16 protein-coding genes are annotated in these 19,521 nt (G+C 71.8%); 11 read left to right on the forward strand and 5 right to left on the reverse strand.

The features are described from left to right. Positions 1-53 precede the first annotated feature (53 nt). The 4 genes from AC3EUV_RS03030 to AC3EUV_RS03045 all read left to right on the forward strand — a co-directional run bounded on the left by AC3EUV_RS03030 (position 54) and on the right by AC3EUV_RS03045 (position 6,573). Positions 54-860, forward strand: a complete 807-nt coding sequence (locus AC3EUV_RS03030; RefSeq protein WP_432142625.1) for an HlyD family efflux transporter periplasmic adaptor subunit — start codon at positions 54-56, stop codon at positions 858-860. Further along, positions 857-3,142, forward strand: a complete 2,286-nt coding sequence (locus AC3EUV_RS03035) for an NHLP family bacteriocin export ABC transporter peptidase/permease/ATPase subunit (RefSeq protein ID WP_435602084.1) — start codon at positions 857-859, stop codon at positions 3,140-3,142. The genes AC3EUV_RS03030 and AC3EUV_RS03035 overlap by 4 nt, the downstream gene beginning before the upstream one ends. A gap of 1 nt (position 3,143) precedes the next feature. Continuing rightward, entirely contained in the window at positions 3,144-6,014 is a 2,871-nt protein-coding gene (locus AC3EUV_RS03040; RefSeq protein WP_435602085.1) for an NHLP bacteriocin export ABC transporter permease/ATPase subunit, read from the forward strand. A 106-nt stretch (positions 6,015-6,120) separates the two neighbouring features. Next, positions 6,121-6,573 carry a cyclic nucleotide-binding domain-containing protein gene (locus AC3EUV_RS03045; protein WP_432142628.1) on the forward strand — a complete coding sequence of 151 codons (453 nt, stop codon included), beginning with the start codon at positions 6,121-6,123 and terminating at the stop codon, positions 6,571-6,573. Between the two features lie 25 nt (positions 6,574-6,598). On the opposite strand, the gene AC3EUV_RS03050 is transcribed toward AC3EUV_RS03045, so the two are convergent. Next, positions 6,599-7,243: a dihydrofolate reductase family protein gene (locus tag AC3EUV_RS03050; RefSeq protein WP_432142629.1), complete on the reverse strand. Its 645-nt coding sequence runs from the start codon at positions 7,241-7,243 to the stop codon at positions 6,599-6,601. 291 nt (positions 7,244-7,534) lie between these two features. Here AC3EUV_RS03050 and AC3EUV_RS03055 point away from each other — a divergent pair, with 291 nt between their 5' ends. The 3 genes from AC3EUV_RS03055 (at position 7,535) to AC3EUV_RS03065 (ending at position 10,545) form a co-directional block, all read left to right on the forward strand. Next, positions 7,535-8,155, forward strand: a complete 621-nt coding sequence (locus AC3EUV_RS03055) for an ImmA/IrrE family metallo-endopeptidase (protein ID WP_432142630.1) — start codon at positions 7,535-7,537, stop codon at positions 8,153-8,155. Beyond that, positions 8,148-9,437 carry an MAB_1171c family putative transporter gene (locus AC3EUV_RS03060; protein ID WP_432142631.1) on the forward strand — a complete coding sequence of 430 codons (1,290 nt, stop codon included), beginning with the start codon at positions 8,148-8,150 and terminating at the stop codon, positions 9,435-9,437. The genes AC3EUV_RS03055 and AC3EUV_RS03060 overlap by 8 nt, the downstream gene beginning before the upstream one ends. A 127-nt stretch (positions 9,438-9,564) precedes the next feature. After that, entirely contained in the window at positions 9,565-10,545 is a 981-nt protein-coding gene (locus AC3EUV_RS03065; protein ID WP_435602086.1) for a phytoene/squalene synthase family protein, read from the forward strand. 40 nt (positions 10,546-10,585) lie between these two features. Here the strand turns inward: AC3EUV_RS03065 and AC3EUV_RS03070 are convergent, their stop codons facing one another. Beyond that, positions 10,586-11,317 (reverse strand): helix-turn-helix domain-containing protein, encoded by a 732-nt coding sequence (locus AC3EUV_RS03070; RefSeq protein ID WP_432142633.1) that lies wholly within the window; start codon positions 11,315-11,317, stop codon positions 10,586-10,588. 362 nt (positions 11,318-11,679) lie between these two features. After that, positions 11,680-12,924, reverse strand: coding sequence for an MFS transporter (locus AC3EUV_RS03075; RefSeq protein ID WP_435602087.1), 1,245 nt, complete (start codon positions 12,922-12,924; stop codon positions 11,680-11,682). Positions 12,925-13,062: 138 nt separating this feature from the next. On the opposite strand from AC3EUV_RS03075, the gene AC3EUV_RS03080 reads away from it, so the two are divergent. The 4 genes from AC3EUV_RS03080 (at position 13,063) to AC3EUV_RS03095 (ending at position 17,147) form a co-directional block, all read left to right on the forward strand. Beyond that, positions 13,063-13,992 carry a LysR family transcriptional regulator gene (locus AC3EUV_RS03080; protein ID WP_435602088.1) on the forward strand — a complete coding sequence of 310 codons (930 nt, stop codon included), beginning with the start codon at positions 13,063-13,065 and terminating at the stop codon, positions 13,990-13,992. A 208-nt stretch (positions 13,993-14,200) separates the two neighbouring features. Continuing rightward, entirely contained in the window at positions 14,201-15,274 is a 1,074-nt protein-coding gene (locus tag AC3EUV_RS03085) for an ABC transporter substrate-binding protein (RefSeq protein WP_435602089.1), read from the forward strand. After that, a complete protein-coding gene (locus AC3EUV_RS03090) occupies positions 15,274-16,362 on the forward strand; it encodes a FecCD family ABC transporter permease (RefSeq protein WP_432142636.1) in 1,089 nt (362 codons plus the stop codon). Before AC3EUV_RS03085 ends, AC3EUV_RS03090 begins: the two co-directional genes overlap by 1 nt. Beyond that, on the forward strand, positions 16,359-17,147 hold the full coding sequence (locus AC3EUV_RS03095) for an ABC transporter ATP-binding protein (protein ID WP_432142637.1): 789 nt from the start codon (positions 16,359-16,361) through the stop codon (positions 17,145-17,147). Before AC3EUV_RS03090 ends, AC3EUV_RS03095 begins: the two co-directional genes overlap by 4 nt. A 16-nt stretch (positions 17,148-17,163) precedes the next feature. On the opposite strand, the gene AC3EUV_RS03100 is transcribed toward AC3EUV_RS03095, so the two are convergent. Continuing rightward, positions 17,164-18,135, reverse strand: a complete 972-nt coding sequence (locus tag AC3EUV_RS03100; protein WP_488187948.1) for an L-tyrosine/L-tryptophan isonitrile synthase family protein — start codon at positions 18,133-18,135, stop codon at positions 17,164-17,166. Further along, positions 18,129-19,397, reverse strand: a complete 1,269-nt coding sequence (locus AC3EUV_RS03105; protein ID WP_435602091.1) for a cytochrome P450 family protein — start codon at positions 19,395-19,397, stop codon at positions 18,129-18,131. The genes AC3EUV_RS03100 and AC3EUV_RS03105 overlap by 7 nt, the downstream gene beginning before the upstream one ends. Positions 19,398-19,521: the final 124 nt, after the last annotated feature.

A 19,521-nucleotide genomic window follows, 5' to 3' on the forward strand; every position in this document is an offset into this window, starting at 1 on the left:
CACCGGCCACCACCCCGTCCGAACCAGAACGTTGCAGTTGAGGGAAGAGTGTCGTGCAGTTCCGCCAACAGGCCCTTTCCAAACTGCAATCGCCCGAGGAAATCGATCTTCCGGTGCGGTTCGCCCGCCCCCAGGGCTGGCTCGTGCTGACCGTCACGGTCCTCTTCGTGATCGCCGCCTCCGTATGGGCGGTGACCGGCACCGTGTCGTCCACCCTCAACGCACCCGGCATCCTCACCCACGGCCAGGGCAGCTACGTCCTCCAGAGCCCCGTCGCGGGCCAGGTCACCGCCGTACTGGCGGAAGAGGGCAAGCGAGTGGCCGCCCACACCCCCGTCCTGAGGGTCCGTACCGCCCAGGGGACCACCGTCGTCCGTACGCTCGCCGCCGGCCGGCTGACCACGATGGTCGCCACCATCGGCTCCGTCGTCACGACCGGAGCCGATGTGGCCTCCGTGGAACGCGTCGCCCGGGCCGACGACCCCCTGACGGCGACGCTGTACGTACCCGCCGAGAGCGGCGCCACCGTGCCCGTCGGCGCGTCCGTCGACCTCACCGTCCAGTCCGTGCCGACCCAGCAGTTCGGCGTCCTGCGCGGACGGGTCAAGGCGGTCGGCCGGACCGCCCAGTCCCGCCAGCGGATCAGCACCTACCTGGGCAGCGGCCAGCTCGGCGAGGAGTTCTCGCAGCACGGCCAGCCCGTCGCGGTCCTGGTACAGCTCGACGCCGCCCCGCACAGCAAATCCGGCTACGCCTGGTCGACCTCCGACGGCCCGCCGTACGCCGTCGACTCCATGACGCCGGCCAGTGGCGCCGTCCACCTGGCCGCGCAGCACCCGATCGATTGGCTGCTGCCGTGACCGCCCCGCACGACTCCGCCGCCCCGCAGCAGCAGTTGCCGCCGCCGGTCCGCGGCCGCCGCCGCTCGGAACCCGCGTCCGGCGCCCGCCGCACCCGCCGGGCCGCGCCCGCCCCGAAGCCCAAGAAGACGAAGACCGTCCGCACCCCCACCGTCCTCCAGATGGAGGCCGTGGAATGCGGCGCCGCCTCGCTGGCCATGGTGCTGGCCCACTACGGACGGCATGTGCCGCTCGAAGAGCTGCGGATCGCCTGCGGTGTCTCCCGCGACGGTTCGCGCGCCAGCAATCTGCTCAAGGCCGCCCGCAGTTACGGACTCCAGGCCAAGGGCATGCAGATGGAGCCGGCCGCGCTCGCCGAGGTGCAGGCGCCCGCGATCCTGTTCTGGGAGTTCAACCACTACGTCGTCTACGACGGCACCGGCCGTCGCATGGGCCGCCGCGGTGTCCACATCAACGACCCCGACAAGGGCCGCCGCTTCGTGGCGACGGAGGACTTCGACACCAGCTTCACCGGTGTCGCCCTGGTCCTCGAACCCGGCGAATCCTTCCGCAAGGGCGGCCGCAAGCCCGGCGTCCTTGGCGCCGTGCCCGCCCGGATGCGCGGCACGACCGGCACCCTGCTGGCCGCACTGCTCGCCAGCCTGCTGCTGGTTGCGGTCGGCGCGGCGGTGCCCGCGCTCAGCCGGACGTATATCGACATGTTCCTGATCGGCAACCAGACCTCGCTGCTGGGGCCGCTCTTCGCGTCGATGGCCGCCATGGTCGCGCTCACCGCGATCCTGACCGGTCTGCAACAGGCCAATCTGCTGCGCGGCCGCATCATCTCCTCCACCCTCACCAGCGCCCGCTTCCTGCGCCATCTGCTCAGACTCCCGGTCACCTTCTTCGCCCAGCGCAGCCCGGCCGACCTGGTCCAGCGGCTACAGTCCAACGACGCGGTCGCCGAGACGCTGGCCCGCGACCTCGCCGCCGCGGGCGTGGACGGGATCGTCGTGATCCTCTACGCCTTCCTGCTGTGGACCTACGACCCCCAACTGACCGTCATCGGCGTGGGCATCGCGCTGCTCAATGTCGTCGCCATGCGGATCGTGATCCGGCTGCGGGCCACCCACACCCAGAAGCTGCGCGCCGACACCGCACGGCTGACCAACACCTCCTACACCGGCCTCCAGCTCATCGAGACGATGAAGGCCACCGGCGGGGAGAACGGCTACTTCCGCCGCTGGGCCGGCCAGCACGCCACCACCCTGGAGGAACAGCAGCGGCTGGGCGTGCCGAGCGCCGCGCTGGCCGTGGTCGCCCCCACCCTCGCCACGCTCAACAGCGCGCTGATCCTGTGGATCGGCGGACTGCGGGCGGTCGAGGGCCATATCTCCATCGGTCTGCTCGTCGCCTTCCAGGCGCTGGTCACCCGCTTCACCGCGCCCATCACCCGGCTCAACGGGGTGGCGGGCCGGATCCAGGACTTCGCCGCCGACGTGGCCCGACTCAAGGACGTCGAGAGCTTCCCCGTCGACACCCTCTACTCGCGCCCCGAACCGGAGGCCGACACCCGCCGGCTCAAGGGCCATGTGACGCTGGAGGACATCACCTTCGGCTACAGCCCGCTGGACAAACCGCTGCTGACCGGCTTCTCCCTGGCCGTCGGCCCCGGCCGGCAGGTCGCCCTCGTCGGCGGCTCCGGCAGCGGCAAGTCCACCGTCTCCCGGCTGATCTCCGGCCTCTACAGCCCCTGGGAAGGCACCATCCGCATCGACGGACAGCGGCTGGAAGACCTCTCCCGCAGCGCGCTGGCCGCCTCCGTCTCCTTCGTCGACCAGGACATCTTCCTGTTCGAGGGCACGGTCCGCGACAACGTGGCGCTGTGGGACCCGTCGATCCCGGACGACGCGGTGATCACCGCCCTCCAGGACGCCGCACTCTACGACGAGGTGATCGCCCCCCGCCCCGACGGCATCCACAGCCGGGTCGAGCAGGACGGCCGTAACTTCTCCGGCGGGCAGCGGCAGCGGCTGGAGATCGCCCGCGCCCTGGTCCGGCGCCCCAGCATCCTGGTCCTCGACGAGGTCACCAGCGCCCTGGACGCCCGGACCGAACAGATCATCATGGACAACCTGCGGCGCCGCGGCTGCGCCTGCGTCGTCATCGCCCACCGGCTGAGCACGGTCCGCGACAGCGACGAGATCGTCGTCCTCGACCACGGGGTGGTCGTCGAACGCGGCCGGCACGAGGACCTGGTCGCCGCCGGGGGCCCGTACGCCGAGCTGGTCAAGGAGCACTGACGTGTCCGTACCCCCGCCCGCGGTCGTGGGACCGGGCGACACCGATGCCGTCACCTATGCGCTGGGCGGCCTCGGCACACCGGTCGACTGCACCGGGCTGCGCAGCGTTCCCCTGGAGGGCCCGTATGTGCTGTGGCTCGTCACGGGCGGCTCGCTGGACCTCTTCGCGGTCGACGCCGCCCAGGAGGGGCACTGGCACTTCCTCGGCCGCCTCGAAGCGGGCACCCTGCTGCTCGGCCCGGTCACGGGCCCGCAGCACACCCTGCTCGGCCGGCCCTCCCAGGACTGCCAGCTGCGCCGTATCCCGCTGCGCGAACTGCCCCGCTACGAGTACGGCGACACCGGGGCGTTTCCGCAATACGGCGCGCAGGGCTACGGCCACGACCCCGCCTACGGCGCCCAGGCCGAGGCGCCCTCCGCGCTGGAGCACGCCTTCGCGCTGGGCACCGCCCGCAGCCTGGGCGTGCTCTTCGAGGCACCGCTCGACGGCCGGCCCGGCGACGAGGCGGTGGCCGACGACGACATCCTGTGGATGCCGGTCCCGCCCGGCACGGTGCAGTACGGGGCCTCCTACAGTGCGGAGGCGGCCGGCGATCTGCTGGTGGACCCCGAGCTGTGGCAGCAGATGGTCAATCAGCAGTACCGCCTGCTGTCCGCCGTCGACCGCTGGATCGAGCAGCTGGAGCGCGCCCACGAGGACCGTACGGCGGCCGGTATCAAGGCGGGCGAAACCGTCCGCGAGCGCGCCGACCAGGCGCTGGTGGCATCCATCGGCCGGGCCGGGCGGGGCAGTACCACGACGGACCGGACCAGCGACGACACCACCTTCGCGGTCTGCCGCACGGTCGCGGAGGCGGCCGGCATCACGCTCACCGAGCCACCGAAGGGCGGCGCGGTCAACGACCGGATCACCCCGGTCGAACGGATCGCGGTCAGCTCGCGGATCCGGACCCGCGCGGTCCGGCTCCAGGGACCCTGGTGGCGGACCAACACCGGCCCCCTGGTGGGCCATCGCGCCAAGTCCGGTGCGCCGGTGGCGCTGCTGTGGCGCCGCGGCCGGTACGAGGCGGTCAACCCGGTCTCCGGGCTGCGGATGCGGCTGGGCAAGGACAACGCCGACGAACTCGAACCGCGCGCCGTCATGTTCTACCGCCCGCTGCCGGAGCGGTCCATGAGCCTGTGGCGGCTGATGCTCTTCAGCCTGCGCGGGACCCGTATGGACGTCCGCAATCTGGCCCTCAGCGGACTGGTGACCGTCGGACTCGGCGCCCTCGTCCCCATCGCGACCGGCAAGGTGCTCGGGGAGTACGTACCGAGCGCCGACAAGAGCCTGATCGTGCAGGTCTCGCTGGCCGTCATGATCACCAGCGTGGTCTCCGCCGCCTTCATGCTGCTGCAGAACCTCACCGTCCTGCGGATGGAAGGCCGTATCGAGAGCACCCTCCAGCCGGCCGTGTGGGACCGGCTGCTGCGGCTGCCGACGAAGTTCTTCACCGAACGCTCCACCGGCGAGCTGGCCAGCGCCGCGATGGGCATCAGCGCCATCCGGCGGGTGCTGTCCGGCCTCGGCCCGGTGGCCGTGCAGTCCAGCACGATCGGCGCGATGAACCTGGTGCTGCTGCTCATCTACAGCGTGCCGCTGGCGCTGGCGGCGATCGCCATGCTGGTCGTCATCGGTGCGGTGTTCCTCGCCATGGGCCTGTGGGAGCTGCGCTGGCAGCGACGGCTGGTCAAGCTCGGCAACAAGCTCAACAACCAGGCGTTCCAGACCCTGCGCGGCCTGCCCAAACTGCGGGTCGCCGCGGCCGAGAGCTTCGCGTACGCGGCCTGGGCCCGTGAGTTCGCCCGCTCCCGGGAGCTCCAGCAGAAGGCCGGCCGGATCAAGAATCTGACCACCGTCCTCAACGCGGTCTACCTGCCGGTCTGCTCGCTCACCCTCTTCATGCTGCTGGCCGGGCCGGCCCGCGGCACCATGTCGGCCGCCTCGTTCCTCACCTTCAACACCTCGGTGACCATGCTGCTGACCGCGGTCACCCAGATCACCGGCGCGTTCGTCTCGGCCGCCGCCGCGCTGCCGATGTTCGAGCAGATCAAGCCGGTGCTGGACGAGAAGCCGGAGGTCCGCGGGGCCAGCGCCCAGCCCGGCGCCCTGTCCGGCGGCATCGAGGCCAAGAAGCTCTCGTTCCGCTACACCGATGACGGCCCGCTGGTCCTCGATGATGTCTCGCTGCGGGTCCAGCCGGGTGAGTTCGTGGCCGTCGTCGGCCCGAGCGGCTGCGGCAAGTCCACCCTGCTGCGGCTCCTCATCGGCTTCGACAAGCCGTCCTCGGGCAGTGTGCTCTACGACGGCCAGGACCTGGCCGCCCTGGACCAGGCGGCGGTGCGCCGGCAGTGCGGGGTCGTGCTCCAGAACGCCCAGCCGCTCACCGGATCGATCCTGGACTGCATCTGCGGCGCCGAGTCCTTCACTCAGGAAGAGGCCTGGGCGGCCGCCGAGATGGCGGGCCTGGCCGAGGACATCAAGCGGATGCCGATGGGTCTGCACACCATGATCTCCGGCGGGGGCGCGATCTCCGGCGGCCAGCGGCAGCGCCTGATGATCGCCCAGGCGCTGGTCCGCCGCCCGCGGATCCTGTTCTTCGACGAGGCCACCAGCGCCCTGGACAACGAGACCCAGCGCATCGTCAGCGACAGCACCAGCCGGCTCAGCGCCAGCCGGCTGGTGATCGCCCACCGGCTGTCCACGGTCATGGACGCCGACCGTGTGATCGTGATGGCGGAGGGCCGGATCGTCGAGCAGGGTGCCCCGGCCGAACTGCTCGCCGACACCGGTGGCCGGCTGCACGACCTGGTGCGGCGTCAGCTGACCTGACAGGGGGATGGGTTCCGGCCTGCCGGTGACCGGCAGGCCGAGCCATTCCCCCGATCCCCGCAAAGCTCCGCATATCGTGCAGGCAGCGAGCGGAGGAAGCGTGACCATGATCGAAAATATGCTCGACGAGTTGCCGCCCGACCGGCGCCGCCAGCTGACCGATATCGCCGTCGAGGTGTCGCTGCCGCGCGCCACCCGGCTCTTCGAGGAGGGGCGGCGGGCGGACCGGTTCTGGATCATCCGCAGTGGACAGGTGGTGCTCGACCAGCACGTCCCCGGGCGCCGGGCGGCGGTCGTGGAAACCCTCGGCCGTGGCGAACTGCTCGGCTGGTCCTGGCTGTTCCCGCCCTATCTGTGGCACCTGGGAGCGGAGACCGTCGGGCCGGTGGAGGCCGTGGAGTTCGACGCCAGGGCGATCCGCGAGCTGTGCGAATCCGACCCCGTCCTCGGCCGGGCGATGTACCGCTATGTGGCCAAGACGGTGGCCGACCGGCTGCACGGCACCCGCACCCGGCTGCTCGATCTGTACGGCCCTCAGGGCAGCGGCGTCGACCCCTAGCCTGACCTCCCCGAGGGCCCTGGTGTCACTTCCGCCAGAACAGGTGGTGCGTGACACCGCTCGGGCTGGGCACGACCTCCAGGTGGAATCGGTCGCGCAACTCATCGGGCGACTCCCAGAGCCGTAGCCCGGACCCCAACTGCACCGGAGCGACCACCACATGCAGGGTGTCGACGAGGCCGGCGTCGAGGAACTGCCGGATGGTGGTGACCCCGCCGCCGAGTCGGACGTCCTTGCCCTGCGCGGCCTCCCGCGCCTGTGCGAGGACGGTGGCAGGGTCGCCGCCGACGAAGTGGAACGTGGTGTCGGAGAGCGTGAACGAAGGACGCTCGTGGTGGGTCAGCACGAACACCGGGGTGTGGAACGGGGGCTCGTCCCCCCACCAGCCGCGCCACTCGTGATCGCGCCAGGGCCCGCGCTGGGGCCCGAACTTGTTGCGGCCCATGATCTCGGCGCCCACATTGCGCGCGTAGTCCCGCGTGAAGTAGTCGTCGAGGCCGCGGCTGCCGCCGGGGTCGGTGCGCATGGGCCAGCTCGCCGTGGCGCCGGCCCAGGCGAACAGCCGCTCGGGAGCGACATGGCCGAAGGGTCTCTCCAGGCTCTGGTCCTCACCGGCACCGATGCCGTCACTCGAGATGGTGAAGTTCTGGACTCTCAGGAGCTGAGCCATGTGTTCCTCCTGTGCTGCCGACAGCGGTGGGCGATCGCGGTGGGGAGACTCTCCGGTCCACGAAAACTCATCGCGGGGTCCGTGGCGGTCACCGCACCAGGGCGTGTCGCTCCCGGCCCCCTCCGCGTGAGGCCGCCCAGGCGCACCGGGTAACTTTTGGCTTGCGCAGGGCTTCCTCCGCCCTCGTCCCGGGAGGAAGGTTCCCCTACCCACCGGGCGTACAGTCGTCCCGGGTCGCGTAGCGTTCCTTCCTCACCCCGAGCGCAGCACCAGCTGTAGGAGTAACCGTTCATGTGGTGGCCCCGTCGTCGTCATGGTCCAGCGCGGCAGGCGAAAGCGCCGCAGCCCACCCGCCACCGGCCGCCCAGCTCCCCGTGGGCCTCGCTCCGGGAGCAGCTGGCGGTCTTCTTCGCGACCTGGTCCGTGACCCGGCTCGTCCATCGCGACCTCGGGCTGTCCGGCGTACGGGACATGCAGGGACTGGTCGACGCGGTGGCCGTGCGGCGCAACAAGCCGATTACGATCACCGAAGTGCCGCTGCCGCAGCAGGTGTCCGGGTTCTGCGCCCGGGGCAAGGACCGTGACTTCATCGTGGTGGATGCCACCGCGAACGAACTGACCCGGCTGCACGTCAGCCTGCACGAGCTGTTCCACCTGTGGGAGGAGCACCCGGCCGAGGACGGCTCGGCCGGCCAGCTCATGACCGAGGAGACCGTGCGGCAGCTGCTTCCCGGACTGAAGACGGGCCCGGTGCTCCAGGTCCTCAACCGCTCGCACTACGACAGCGCTCATGAGCGGCGGGCAGAGGCCTTCGCCACCGTGATGCTCCAGCGCCACCTGGAACTGCGGCGCGACCAGCGCACCACCGGGTTCCTCTCCTCGGCGCTCTCCCACAGGAGGTCCGGTGTCTGAGAGCGCCTCGAACATCGTCTACCTGAGCATCGCGATCATCGACTTCGTGATCGCCGGGTGGAAGTGCCTTGCCTTGCTGCGCGATCCCACCCCGACGCTGTCCTTGATCACGGTGAACTTCGTGGCATCCGGCCTGGTCTTCGCGATGGCCGCACCCGCGGGGTACCGGATGCTGGGGGAACTCACCGGCGTCCCCAGCTTCGCCACCCTCCCCGTCTACATCGGCATCCTGACCTGTTTCTCCCTCCTCCACTTGCTCACCATGCTGTGGGACCCCCGGTTGCGGCAGAGCCCGGCGGCGCTGCGCCGGCGGGTCACGGTGTGGTCCGCCGTGTATCTCGCCGCACCGGCCGTCATGGTCGTCACGTTCTGCTCCGCCGATCTGTCCGGGCCGACGGACCCGCTCAAGTTCAACACCAACTTCGCGGGCGACCCGCTGATCCAGGTGTTCCTGGCGGTCTTCCTCGCCACCCTGGCCTGCGGAACCCTGAACACCTACCGGCGGTGCCGCAAGCTGAACCCGGCGGCCCCCCGGTTCCGGCGTGCGCTGCGCTCCTTCGGCACCGCCATGCTGTTCGTCTTCGGCTATGTGGTCTGCTCCGTCCCGGCCATCGCGCTGGCCGCCCTCGGCAACCACGCCCTGGACACCGTGGGGGTGCTCGGCTCCACCTTCGGCTCGATCGGCGCCCTGATCACCAGCTACGGCCTCTCCGGAGCCGCGGTGGGCGCATGGCTGCGCGAACGCCGGGACATCAAGACACTCCAGCCGTTGTGGGACCTCGTCGTCGAAGGGGTCGACGAGGACCTCGCCTTCAGCGTGGACAGCGCACGGAGCCATCGCCTGGCATGGAACGTGGGATTCAACCTGCACCGCCGGGTGATCGAGATCCTCGACGGGATGCGCGCGCTGCGCCCCTGGGTGTCGCCCCTGCCCGCGGCCGCCGTCTACGCCGCGCAGGAGCAAGAGGCGTCCCGGGGCACCCCCGGCGCCCGGCCGCTCTCGGAGCAGGAGTTGCAGGCGGCGGCCACCGCCGCGGCCCTGCGGGACGCGGCGCAGCGCCTTCAGGCCGCCCGGATCGAGGCGGCGGCACAGGGGCATTCCGGCCATCCCCAGCCGCCCGGGGGACCGCAGGTGGCGCTGCCCGGCGAGGACACCGCGGCATCCGACGAACGCCAGCGGCTGCTGCGCGTCGCCCAGGCGCTCACCGCTCCGTTGGTCGCCACGGCGCTCCAGGTCGTGCGCGTACAGCGGTCCGCCACCGAGGTGGCCGAAGGGCGGTAGTCCGCCACGGCAGACGTGGCCCGCTCCCGCACCGGCCGGGCGTCCTGCCGCTGCCTCCCGGGACGGATCGGTCCCCTCGGCCGCGATCACCTAAGGTGAATCCGCACTCTAGAAAAGGGGTCCGACGATGGCCACGTGGCCGAAGACGCTCGACCGGGCAGGGATCACCGATCCCGCACTGCGTCGTGACTACAGCGAACAGCGTGAGCTGGTGGCGCACTACGCCCGCGCCGAGTACACGGCCGTGCGTCTGCTCCTTCCCGCGCCGCTGGTGCCCGACGTCCTTGCCGCGACCGCGTTCATGCACCACAGCGACAACCTCATCGACCAGGGACCGGCCGAGGAGCGCATCGCCGCGCTCGCCGACTGGGAGAGCCGGGTGCACGCCGCCCTCAAGAGCGGCGAAGCGGACGAACCCGTGCTGCGGACGCTCCTCGACACCATCGCCCGGCAGCCGCAACTCCGGCAGTGCGTCGAGGACTTCCTCGCCGGGGCGCCGCTGGAGGTGCAGACCACGGGCTTCGCCACGGAGCGCGACCTCCAGCACTACATCGACGGCTATTCGCTGCCCGCCTTCCTGCTCATCGCCTGCCTGCTGGCCGGCGGAACGCCCACGGCCCCGTACGTCGCCGGCTGCCGGACGTTCATCGGGGCGAGCCAGCGGCTGGACTTCCTGAACGACCTCGCCGAAGACCTGGCGGGCGGACGCCTCGGCATCCCCGACGAGCTCCTCACCCGCCACGGCCTGACCCGCACCGGCCTGAGCGGCACCGGCCCGACCGGCAAGGACGGCGCTGCCGTTGACGGGCTGCGCCCGCTGCTCGCCGACCAGGTCCGGCAGATCCGCTCGGGCCTGTCGGCGTCGTTCGGGCTGGTGGATCTGGTGCCCGCCCGCAACCGGCCGTTCGTCCGCGCGCTGGTCAGCATCCAGGGCCTCACGCTGCGCGCGGCGGCACGGAAGGGGACCGCGCTGCTCGACGGGTCCGCCCGGCCGCAGGTGGCGGCGGCACTGCGGGTGCTTGCCCGGGAGTACGCGGCGGCGCGTCGTGGCCGTGACACGAAGTCAGCCGTCAGCGGCAGCGGGCCGACGGCGGACAAGACGGCCTGATCCCGGAGGTGGACCGGGCGGACCGGCGGCTCCGGTCCGTTCAGCCGCCGTGCCGGCCGGGGGACGGACGATCCTCGTTCTCCGGCCGGGCCAGGCCCAACAGCCCCTGGATCAGCGGGAAGACCCGGGTTCGGCTCTTGGAGGGCAGCGAGCGCATCCGGTCCGTGAGCTCCCGTACCTCGGGATCCTCGCCCTCGGGCCGGCTCAGCACCTCGGACAGCGCGTCCCGGAGTTCCCGGTCGATCCTGCTGTCGCCGCTGGTGCCGCTGCGCATCGCCAGCCGGTTGATGCCCTTGCCCCGGAGCAGCGCGAGATGGGTCAGCTGCTCATGCGTGGACTGTAGTGCCCGGTACAGCGCCTGACGCTCGGTGGCGGTGAAGAAGCCCGGCTCGACCTCGAAGAACTTCTCCAGTTTCCGGGTGACATCCAGCCCGGGGCTCTTCCGCTTCCCGTTCAGGAGGTAGCCGACCTGGCCGTGGGAGATACCGGCCCCGGCCCCGATCTCGTCGAGGGTGTACATCTTCCCGTCGGGCTTGCGGCGGGTCTCCCGCAGGAAGACCAGGCGGTCCTGGAAGGAGTCCTGTTCGCTCTCGGATTCCTCGCCGGAGTGGTCGAGCAGCGCCTGTACGCGGGAGACCGTGAGGCCGGTGCGGTGCGAGAGGTGATCGATGTCGATGACGTCGCGCCCGAGGTCCAGGTCCCGGAGGAGTTCGTCGATCGCCGCGACGACGGCTCGAAGACCATCCGCCGGGTGCATGTCTGAGGCATCCATGGCGATGGGCGGTCTCCTGGTCGGTGGGCAGACGGGACGGCAGCACGCTCGCAGCCGCTCTGAGGTTAACGGTAGCCAGCACCGTACGCCATGAACGGCACCACAATTGTGTCAAGGTGCGTCTTTCGATGGTCCGTGAGGTCGCCACCAGCACTCTTGAGTTAAACGATTGTTGACAACGTGGCTTTGGTTGAAGGATCCTCACCAGGGCGATGCCGCTGAACGACCGGCGGGCATGTTGCGCAGGGGGCCGCTCACATTTCCCGCACCTCGCAACTGCCGCCCTTCCCGGCGGTGGTGCCGGGCTCCACAGGGGAGAGCCCGGCACCACACCGCCTGTTGGCCGCGCGCGACGCCCCGGGTCAGAGGTGACTCCCGGCCACTTCCCGCTCGTGCTGCGGCACATGCTCGTGACGGGGGAGGAGGAGCGGGGTCATCAGCATGAGGAGACCGGCGATGGCGATCGCGGCGCGGGGGCCGGTGAGGGCGGCCAGCAGGCCCCACAGTCCGGTCAGGGCCGCGGTGGTGGCCTTGCTGGTGACCGACCACGCGGACAGGGTGCGGGTGACCCGGTCCGGTGCCGTTCGGTCCAGCCGGTAGGTGGCGTACACCGGGTTGAACACTCCCATGCAGGTGATCAGCCCCAGCTCGATGGCCATGACGAGCACCAGCCCGGCGGTGCCGGGGCGGACGAGGACCAGCCCGAGCGACCAGCACGCCCGCAGCGTCCCCGCCGTGAACAGGACCTTGTGCTGGCCGAACCGCGCGACGAGCCGGCCGGCCAGTCGGGCGCCGATCAGCCCGCCGACGCAGGGCACCGCGAAGGCGAGACCGTACTGCCAGGGGGCGAACCCGAGCCGGCCGAGCAGAAGGACCGCCAGCAGCGGCGACGTTGCCATGATCAGGCCGTTGACCAGGATGGTGTTGAAGAACAGCGGGCGCAGCGCCGGGTGGGCCAGGAGGTAGCGCCACCCTTCCCACAGGTCCCCGGCCCGGAGCCGTGGGGCACCGGTACGCACGGGCCGTGGCTCCGTGCCGCCGATCGCGCGGATTCCCGCTGCCGAGAGCAGATAGCTGACCGCATCGGCCAGCACGGTCAGCACCGGGCCGAACAGCCCGATCGCGGCCCCGCCGAGCGGGGGACCGAGCACGGTGGCGGTCCAGTTCGTGGACTCGAAGCGGGAGTTCGCGACGAGCAGGTCAGCCGGCCGCACCAGCGCCTTCAGACAGGCGCCGCCGGCCGCGTTGAAGGTGATGTCCGCCGCGGCGACGACGACCGACACGACCAGGAGCTGGACGAAGCTGAGCAGACCGAGGGCGAACGCGACGGGGACGGTCAGCAGCGCCGCGCACCGCGCCAGATCCATCGCGATCATCACCGGCCGCTTGCGGCGGAACTCCACCCACGGGCCGAGCGGCACCGCCACCGCCGCCCCCACGGCCAGCCCCGCGGCGGCCAGCAGGGACACCGCCGCCGGCCCGGTGTGCAGCACCAGCACCGCGATCAACGGGAACGCGTCGAACGCCAGCCGGGTGCCGAACGTACTGACCCCGTACGCCGCCCACAGCCACCCGAACTGCCGCCCCAGCGACCGCCTGCCCCCCACGCCCACCACTTCCTTCGATCCCCCGCTGAACAACTCCACGTTGACCGGATCCATCAAAGCCAGCGGCAAGCCACCCGATCAAACAACCAAACGACCCGGCAGGCCACAACCGCACGTTGTGGGACTACACTGCCGGGCGTGGATCTCACCGCCGTGCGCACCGTCGTCGCCGTCGCCGACGCCGGGCAGTTCCAGGACGCCGCCACCACCCTCTCGGTCACCCAGCAGGCCGTTTCCAAGCGCATCGCCGCGCTGGAGAAGGACCTCGGTGTGCGGCTGTTCACCCGCACCGCGCGCGGCGCCCGGCTCACCATCGACGGGCAGGCGTTCCTGCCGCACGCCCGCGAGCTGCTCCGTGCCGCGGAGCGGGCAGCCGCCTCGGTCCGGCCCGGCAGCCGCGCGCTGCGCATCGATGTGATCGGCCGGCGGCTCTGCCCGGCGGGTCTGCTGCGCGACTTCCACCGCGCGCACCCCGACACCGAACTCGACGTGGTGACGCTCTTCGACGCCGACGCGGCCTTCGCCGCGGTCCGCTCGGGCACCATCGACGCGTCCTTCCGCGCGGTCACCCTGCCCACGCGCCAACTCCCCGACGGCGTCGAGGCCGTCCGGGTCTTCGACGAGCCCATCCAGCTCCTCACCGGGCCGGACCACGTATTCGCCACCGCCCGCACGGTCACCCCCGCGCAGCTCGCCGGGCACCGGATCTGGATGCCCGGCATCGTCGCCGGTACCGAATGGGCCGCCTACTACGAGGAACTCGCCACCGAGTTCGGCCTCACCATCGAGGTGACCGGCCCCGACTTCGGCACCGAACCACTCCTCGACACGATCGCCGAATCCTCCGCACTGGCGACCTTCGTCGGCGCGGACACCCGCCTCGTCTGGCCCGTCGACCAGGACTTGCGACGCGTGCCCGTACACCACCCGACACCGGTCTACCCGCACTCCCTGATCTGGCGCACCGACAACCCCCACCCCGCCCTCACCACCCTGCGCGGCTACCTCGGCGCCACACCGCCCGCCGACCGCGCGGACGGGACATGGACGCCGCGCTGGGCGCGGTGAGCGAGGCCGGGGGACCGGTGGGTACCCCTGGGGGCCGCCGGGGTGGGAGCGGGGCATCCGCCGGCCGGGAAAAGGACGCCTCCTCCCGGAACCGCCCCCGCCACCCGGCCGACTACCTGTGCCGGGTCGCGCCTGCGGCCCGCCGGACGCCGTGGCGGCCGGTGACACGGCCGGTGTACCGGCTGGTGAGGCATAGGGGAGAAGCACCATGCGTCCTTGGAAGTTGTGCGGTGTCGCGGTAGTTGTCGCGGTGGCCGCCACCGGGTGCGGCGGCGGAGCGGGTGGCGGGCCGGACGCGGACCAGGGGGCGCCGGGACAGGGCGGGGCGGGTTTTCCCGTACGGGTCGCCGACTGCCAGGGCGTCGCCACCACGTTCTCCGCCGCACCGCGCAAGATCGTCACCAGCAATGCCGCCGCCCTGGAGATGCTGCTGCGGCTGGGCGCCGGTGACCGGGTCATCGGGACCGGATTCCCGCCCGGCAAGGGCACGTTGCCCGGTGGGCTGGACGCCGCGGCCCGGAAGGTGCCGGTGCTGTCGAAGTCCGTGATCCCCAAGGAGAAGCTGCTCGGCTCGGGCGCCGATCTGTACATCGACTCCTTCGCGGCGATGAAGATCATGGGCAAGGCCGGTGACGCGCCGACCGCGGAGGAGTTCAAGGCGGCGGGCATCAAGCACCTCTACCTGGCGTCCACCGCCTGTGCGCCGATGGCCGAGAAGCCGCAGCGCGATCTGTCCGGTGTGGAGGGGGACATCAAGCGGCTGGGCGCGGTGACCGGCACCGCCGAGCGGGCGGACGCCCTCGTCGCGGGGATGCGGGCGAAGGTCGGCAAGGTACGCCGGGCGGTGGGCGACATCCCGCCCGGCAAGCGGCCGACGTACTTCTTCTTCGACTACGACGCGGGAACCAAGCAGCCGGTCGCGGTCTGCCGCAAGCAGGTGGCCAACGCGGTGATCGGCCAGGCCGGGGCGCGCAATGTCTTCGAGGGCTGTGACGGGGACTTCAAGCCGGTCTCCTGGGAGGACGTGGTCGCCAAGAACCCGGACTGGATCCAGCTCGGGGTCCGCAACCGGGGCGATGCGAAGGCCAACGCCAAGGCGTTCGACGAGGCCGCCGCGTTCCTGAAGAGCTTCCCCGCCACCAAGGGGCTCGCGGCGGTGCGCAACGGGAAGTTCCTGCGGATCGGCTCGGAGCGGACGACGGTCGCCGGGGTCGGTACCGCGGACGCCGTCGAGGAGATCGCGCGCACGATCCACCCCACGCGCTTCAAGGCGGCGCGGTAGTGGCCACGCCGGTCGCCGCTCCGCACGTACGCGAGGAAGGGGACGGGCAGCCCGGCGGGCGACGGACGCCGCGCGCCGGGCTGCTCGCCCTGGGGCTCGGGGTCGCGCTGGTGGCGGCGCTGACCGCGGCGGTCTCGCTGGGCGCCACCGATATCGCGCCCGGACATGTCTGGTCGGTGGTGTTCCGGCGGCTCGGCGGCGCGCCGCCCCGGCCGGGCACCGACGACCTGATCGTGTGGCAACTGCGCGTGCCCCGCGCCCTGTTGGCGGCGCTGGTGGGGGCGGGACTCGGCCTGGTGGGGACCGCGACCCAGGCCCTGGTGCGCAACCCGCTGGCGGACCCGTATCTGCTGGGGATCTCCAACGGCGCGTCGCTGGGCGCGGTCACCGCCATCGTGCTGGGCGTCACGGCCGGCGGGAGCCTGGGGCTGGGGCTCTCGGGGGCCGCGTTCGCCGGGGCGCTCGGCTCGTTCGCGCTGGTGTGGTGGATGGCCCGGCGCGGCGGGGGATTCTCACCGCTGCGGCTGGTGCTGGCCGGTGTGGGGGTCGGGCAGTTCCTGTCCGGCTTCACCAGCTACCTGGTACTCCAGGCCGGGGATGAACAGCAGACCCGTAGCGTGCTGTTCTGGCTGATGGGCAGCCTGAGCGGGGCCACATGGGAGGTGCTGTGGCTGCCGGCCCTCGCGGTCGCCGCCGGGCTGCTGGCCCTCCAGGCGCGGGCCCGTGCAATGAACGCGCTGATCATGGGCGATGAGACCGCGGCCGGGGTGGGCGTGGACGTCACCCGGCTGCGCCGCGAGCTGTTCGTGGTGGCCGGACTGCTGACCGGCGTCCTGGTCGCGGTCTCCGGGGCCATCGGCTTCGTGGGCCTGATGGTCCCGCATCTGTGCCGGCTGCTTCTCGGCGGCGACCACCGCCGGCTGCTGCCGCTGTCCGCGCTGACCGGTTCGCTGCTGCTGGTGGTGGTGGACCTCGTATGCCGTACGGCCATGGACACCCAGGAACTGCCGATCGGGGTGGTCACCGCGATGATCGGGGCGCCCGCCCTGCTGTTCATCCTGGACCGGCGGCTGGAGGAGGGGCGATGAACGTCGAGATCGAGGAGCTGCACGTCGGCTACGCGGGACGGAATGTCGTCGCCGGTGTGCAGCTGATGGCGGCGGCCGGGGAGATCGCCGGTCTGGTCGGGCCCAACGGCAGCGGCAAGTCCACCGTGCTGCGCACCGTCTACCGGCATCTGCGGCCCACCGCCGGCCGGGTACTGCTTGCCGGGGCCGACCTGCGCACGCTCTCCCCGGGCCGGACCGCCCGACAGGTCGCCGCGCTGCCCCAGGAGCGCGGCAGCGACTTCGAGCTGACCGTCCGTGAAGTGGTGACCATGGGCCGTACGCCCTACAAGCGGGCCTTCGCGGGCGACGACCGGACCGACCGGGAGACCGTGGCCCGCGCGCTGGCCGCCGTCGGCATGGCCGGACAGGGCGCCCGCCGCTTCTCCACCCTGTCGGGCGGGGAACGTCAACGGGCGCTCCTGGCAAGGGCGTTCGCCCAGGACCCGGAGGTGCTGGTGCTGGACGAGCCCACCAATCACCTCGATGTACGCCACCAGGTGGAGCTGCTCGCGCTGCTGCGCGCCCAGCGCCGTACCACGCTCATCTCGCTGCACGATCTGAACGCGGCGGCGTCCCTGTGCGACCGGCTGCATGTGCTGCACGCCGGCCGGGTGGTGGCGTCCGGAACGCCCCGGGAGGTGTTGACGCCGCAGCTGCTGGCCGAGGTGTTCGGGGTGCGCGCCGCGGTGACCGACCATCCGCTCACCGGGGATCCGCTGATCGCCTTCGACCACCGGGAGCCGCTGCCCGCCGACGGCGGGTGACGCCCACCCCGCCCCCTCACCCGGCCATGAAGTGGCTCGGCCGCCCCTGGCGGTACACCAGCCGGCCGAGCCGCTCGGCCGCCGACCGGTGCAGCAACTCCCGCCGCCCGTCGGCGTGTTCGAGCACACACGAGTGCCAGGGCGTCAGCCACGCATCGGGCGCTTCGAGCAGCCGGATGCCGAACTTCGCCGAGTCCCGCGGCTGCGGGTGGATGGAGAGCCGGAACGCCTCCGGATGGTGGGCCGCGATCAGCTCGCCCCAGGCGCGGCTGCGCTGCATCACCCCGTACGCGCGCCGCCGGCAGTTGCGCTGTAGTGCCGAACGGGTCCCCGCGAAGGCGACGGAGTCCTCGAAGAGGAATCGGGTGATGCCCTGGTACAGCCGCCGGGTCGGCTCGTCGGAGCGGGTCAGGGACCGCAGGGTCTCCAGGTCGGGGGCGTAGCGCTGGTGGACCAGGGACCGTTTGGCGTCGTGGGACAGCCGCTGACCGTAGACATCCCGCAGATCGAAGACGTCGAGCCGGGTCAGTCCCTCGTCGTGGATCAGTGCGCGCAGTGCGTCGGCATAGGCGTCGATGTCACGGTCCGGCACCTGGATGAGATCGCTGAAGACATGCCCGTCCGAGCAGATGACCACCCGCGCCCCGGGCGGGTGGTGGGCCGTGATCCGGGCGCAGAGCGCGTCCAGGAAGCGCAGGGCCAGCCGTTCGCCCTCGTCGGGGAGGTGGCCCAACACCTTGGCCGGGTTGGGGGACTTGCAGGGGAAGCCCGGCAGGGTGAAGACGATCGGCTCGCCCGCCGCCACCGGGACGGCGAGCCGCCGCAGGTGGGCGGGGAAGGCGTCGGGGGTGTCCCCGTGGCCGGTGTCCAGGGTGCGCCGGTAGGGCAGGAGCGTGGCGAGCACCTCGGCACAGCGGGCCCGGACGTCGGAGGGCGCCACCGGGCACGGGGGAGCCGGGCTGGGCAGCGGCGCCGGGCTGGTCAGCACGCGGCATCGGGCCCGTTCGCACCGGAGCCCGCGTACGGGCAGCCGCCGTAGGTCACCGGCAGCCGGGCGACGCCGCGTGCCAGTACTGCCGGGGTCCATTCGAGCTCGTCCTCCGGGACGGCGAGCCGCGGGTCCGGCAACCGTCTCAGCAAGGTGCCCAGGGCGACCTGGAGTTCAATACGGGCGAGCGCGGCGCCGGGACAGAAGTGGATGCCGTGGCCGAAGGCGAGATGCGGGTTGGGGGTGCGATCGAAGTGCAGGGCGTCCGCGTCGGGGAACTGCCGGGAGTCGCGGTTGGCCGCGCTCAGCGACACGATGACGGAGTCGCCCGCCGGGATCCGGGTGCCGTACAGCTCGGTGTCCTCGGCGAAGAACCGCCAGGTGGTCAGCTCGAAGGCGCTGTCATGACGCAGGAGTTCCTCGACCGCCTGCGGCAGCAGTTCGGGCCGGCCGGCCAGCGTCGCGAGCTGCGCGGGGTGGCGCAGCAGGGTGACCAGCGCCGTGGTGATCTGGTTCGTGACCGGTTCCTGTCCCGCCACCAGTAGTTGGAACACCATCGAATCGAGCTCCTCCTGGCCGAGCCGCCCCGCGTCGCGGGCGGCCACCAGCCGGGAGAGCAGATCCTCGCCGCCCTCGGCGTGCTTGTGGCGGACCAGATCGGCGATGTACTGCTGAAGCCCGCGCAGCCGCGCCTCGTACGCCGGCCGGCCCGGGTCCTCGGGCCCCACGGGCTGGACGACCTTGCCCCAGTCCCGGTCGAAGCGGTCAGCGAACTCCTCGGGCAGTCCGATGACTTCGGCGAGCACCTGGAAGGGGAAGCGGGCGGCGAAGCCCTCGACCAGGTCGGTGCCGCCGCTGCCCGGGAGCCCGTCGAGCAGGGCGTCGGCCATCGCCTGGAAACGCGGGCGCAGCGCCTCGACCCGCTGCGGTGCGAAGGCATCGGTGATCAGCCGGCGCAGCGCGGTGTGCCGTGGCGGGTCCTGGTGGAGCAGATGCACCTGGAGCTGGGAGTGCTGAGGCTCGGGCATGATCGAGGCGCGGGCCCGCCAGGCCGCGTTGCCCCGCGAGTGGTGCTTGCCCAGCCGGGGATCGGTGAGGGCCCGGTGCGCGGCTTCGTAGCCGGTGATGAGCCAGGCGCACACCCCGCTGGGGAAGCGCACCCGGTGGACCGGGCCGCGCTCCCGCAACTCGGCGTACAGGGGATAGGGGTTGCGTTTGTACTCCGGTCCGTACAGCTCGACGGGTTCGGACGATGGGGACACGGTGGCCTCCTCAACGGTGGGGGTCCGGCGCCCGGTTGGCGCGGCGTTGGAGAGGTCGGGCAACGGGCGCGCCGAGTTCCCGCCGGGGAAGGTGATTTCGGCCGGGCGGCAGCGGCGCGGGGGT

The sequence above is a fragment of the Streptomyces sp. bgisy130 genome (assembly GCF_057708345.1).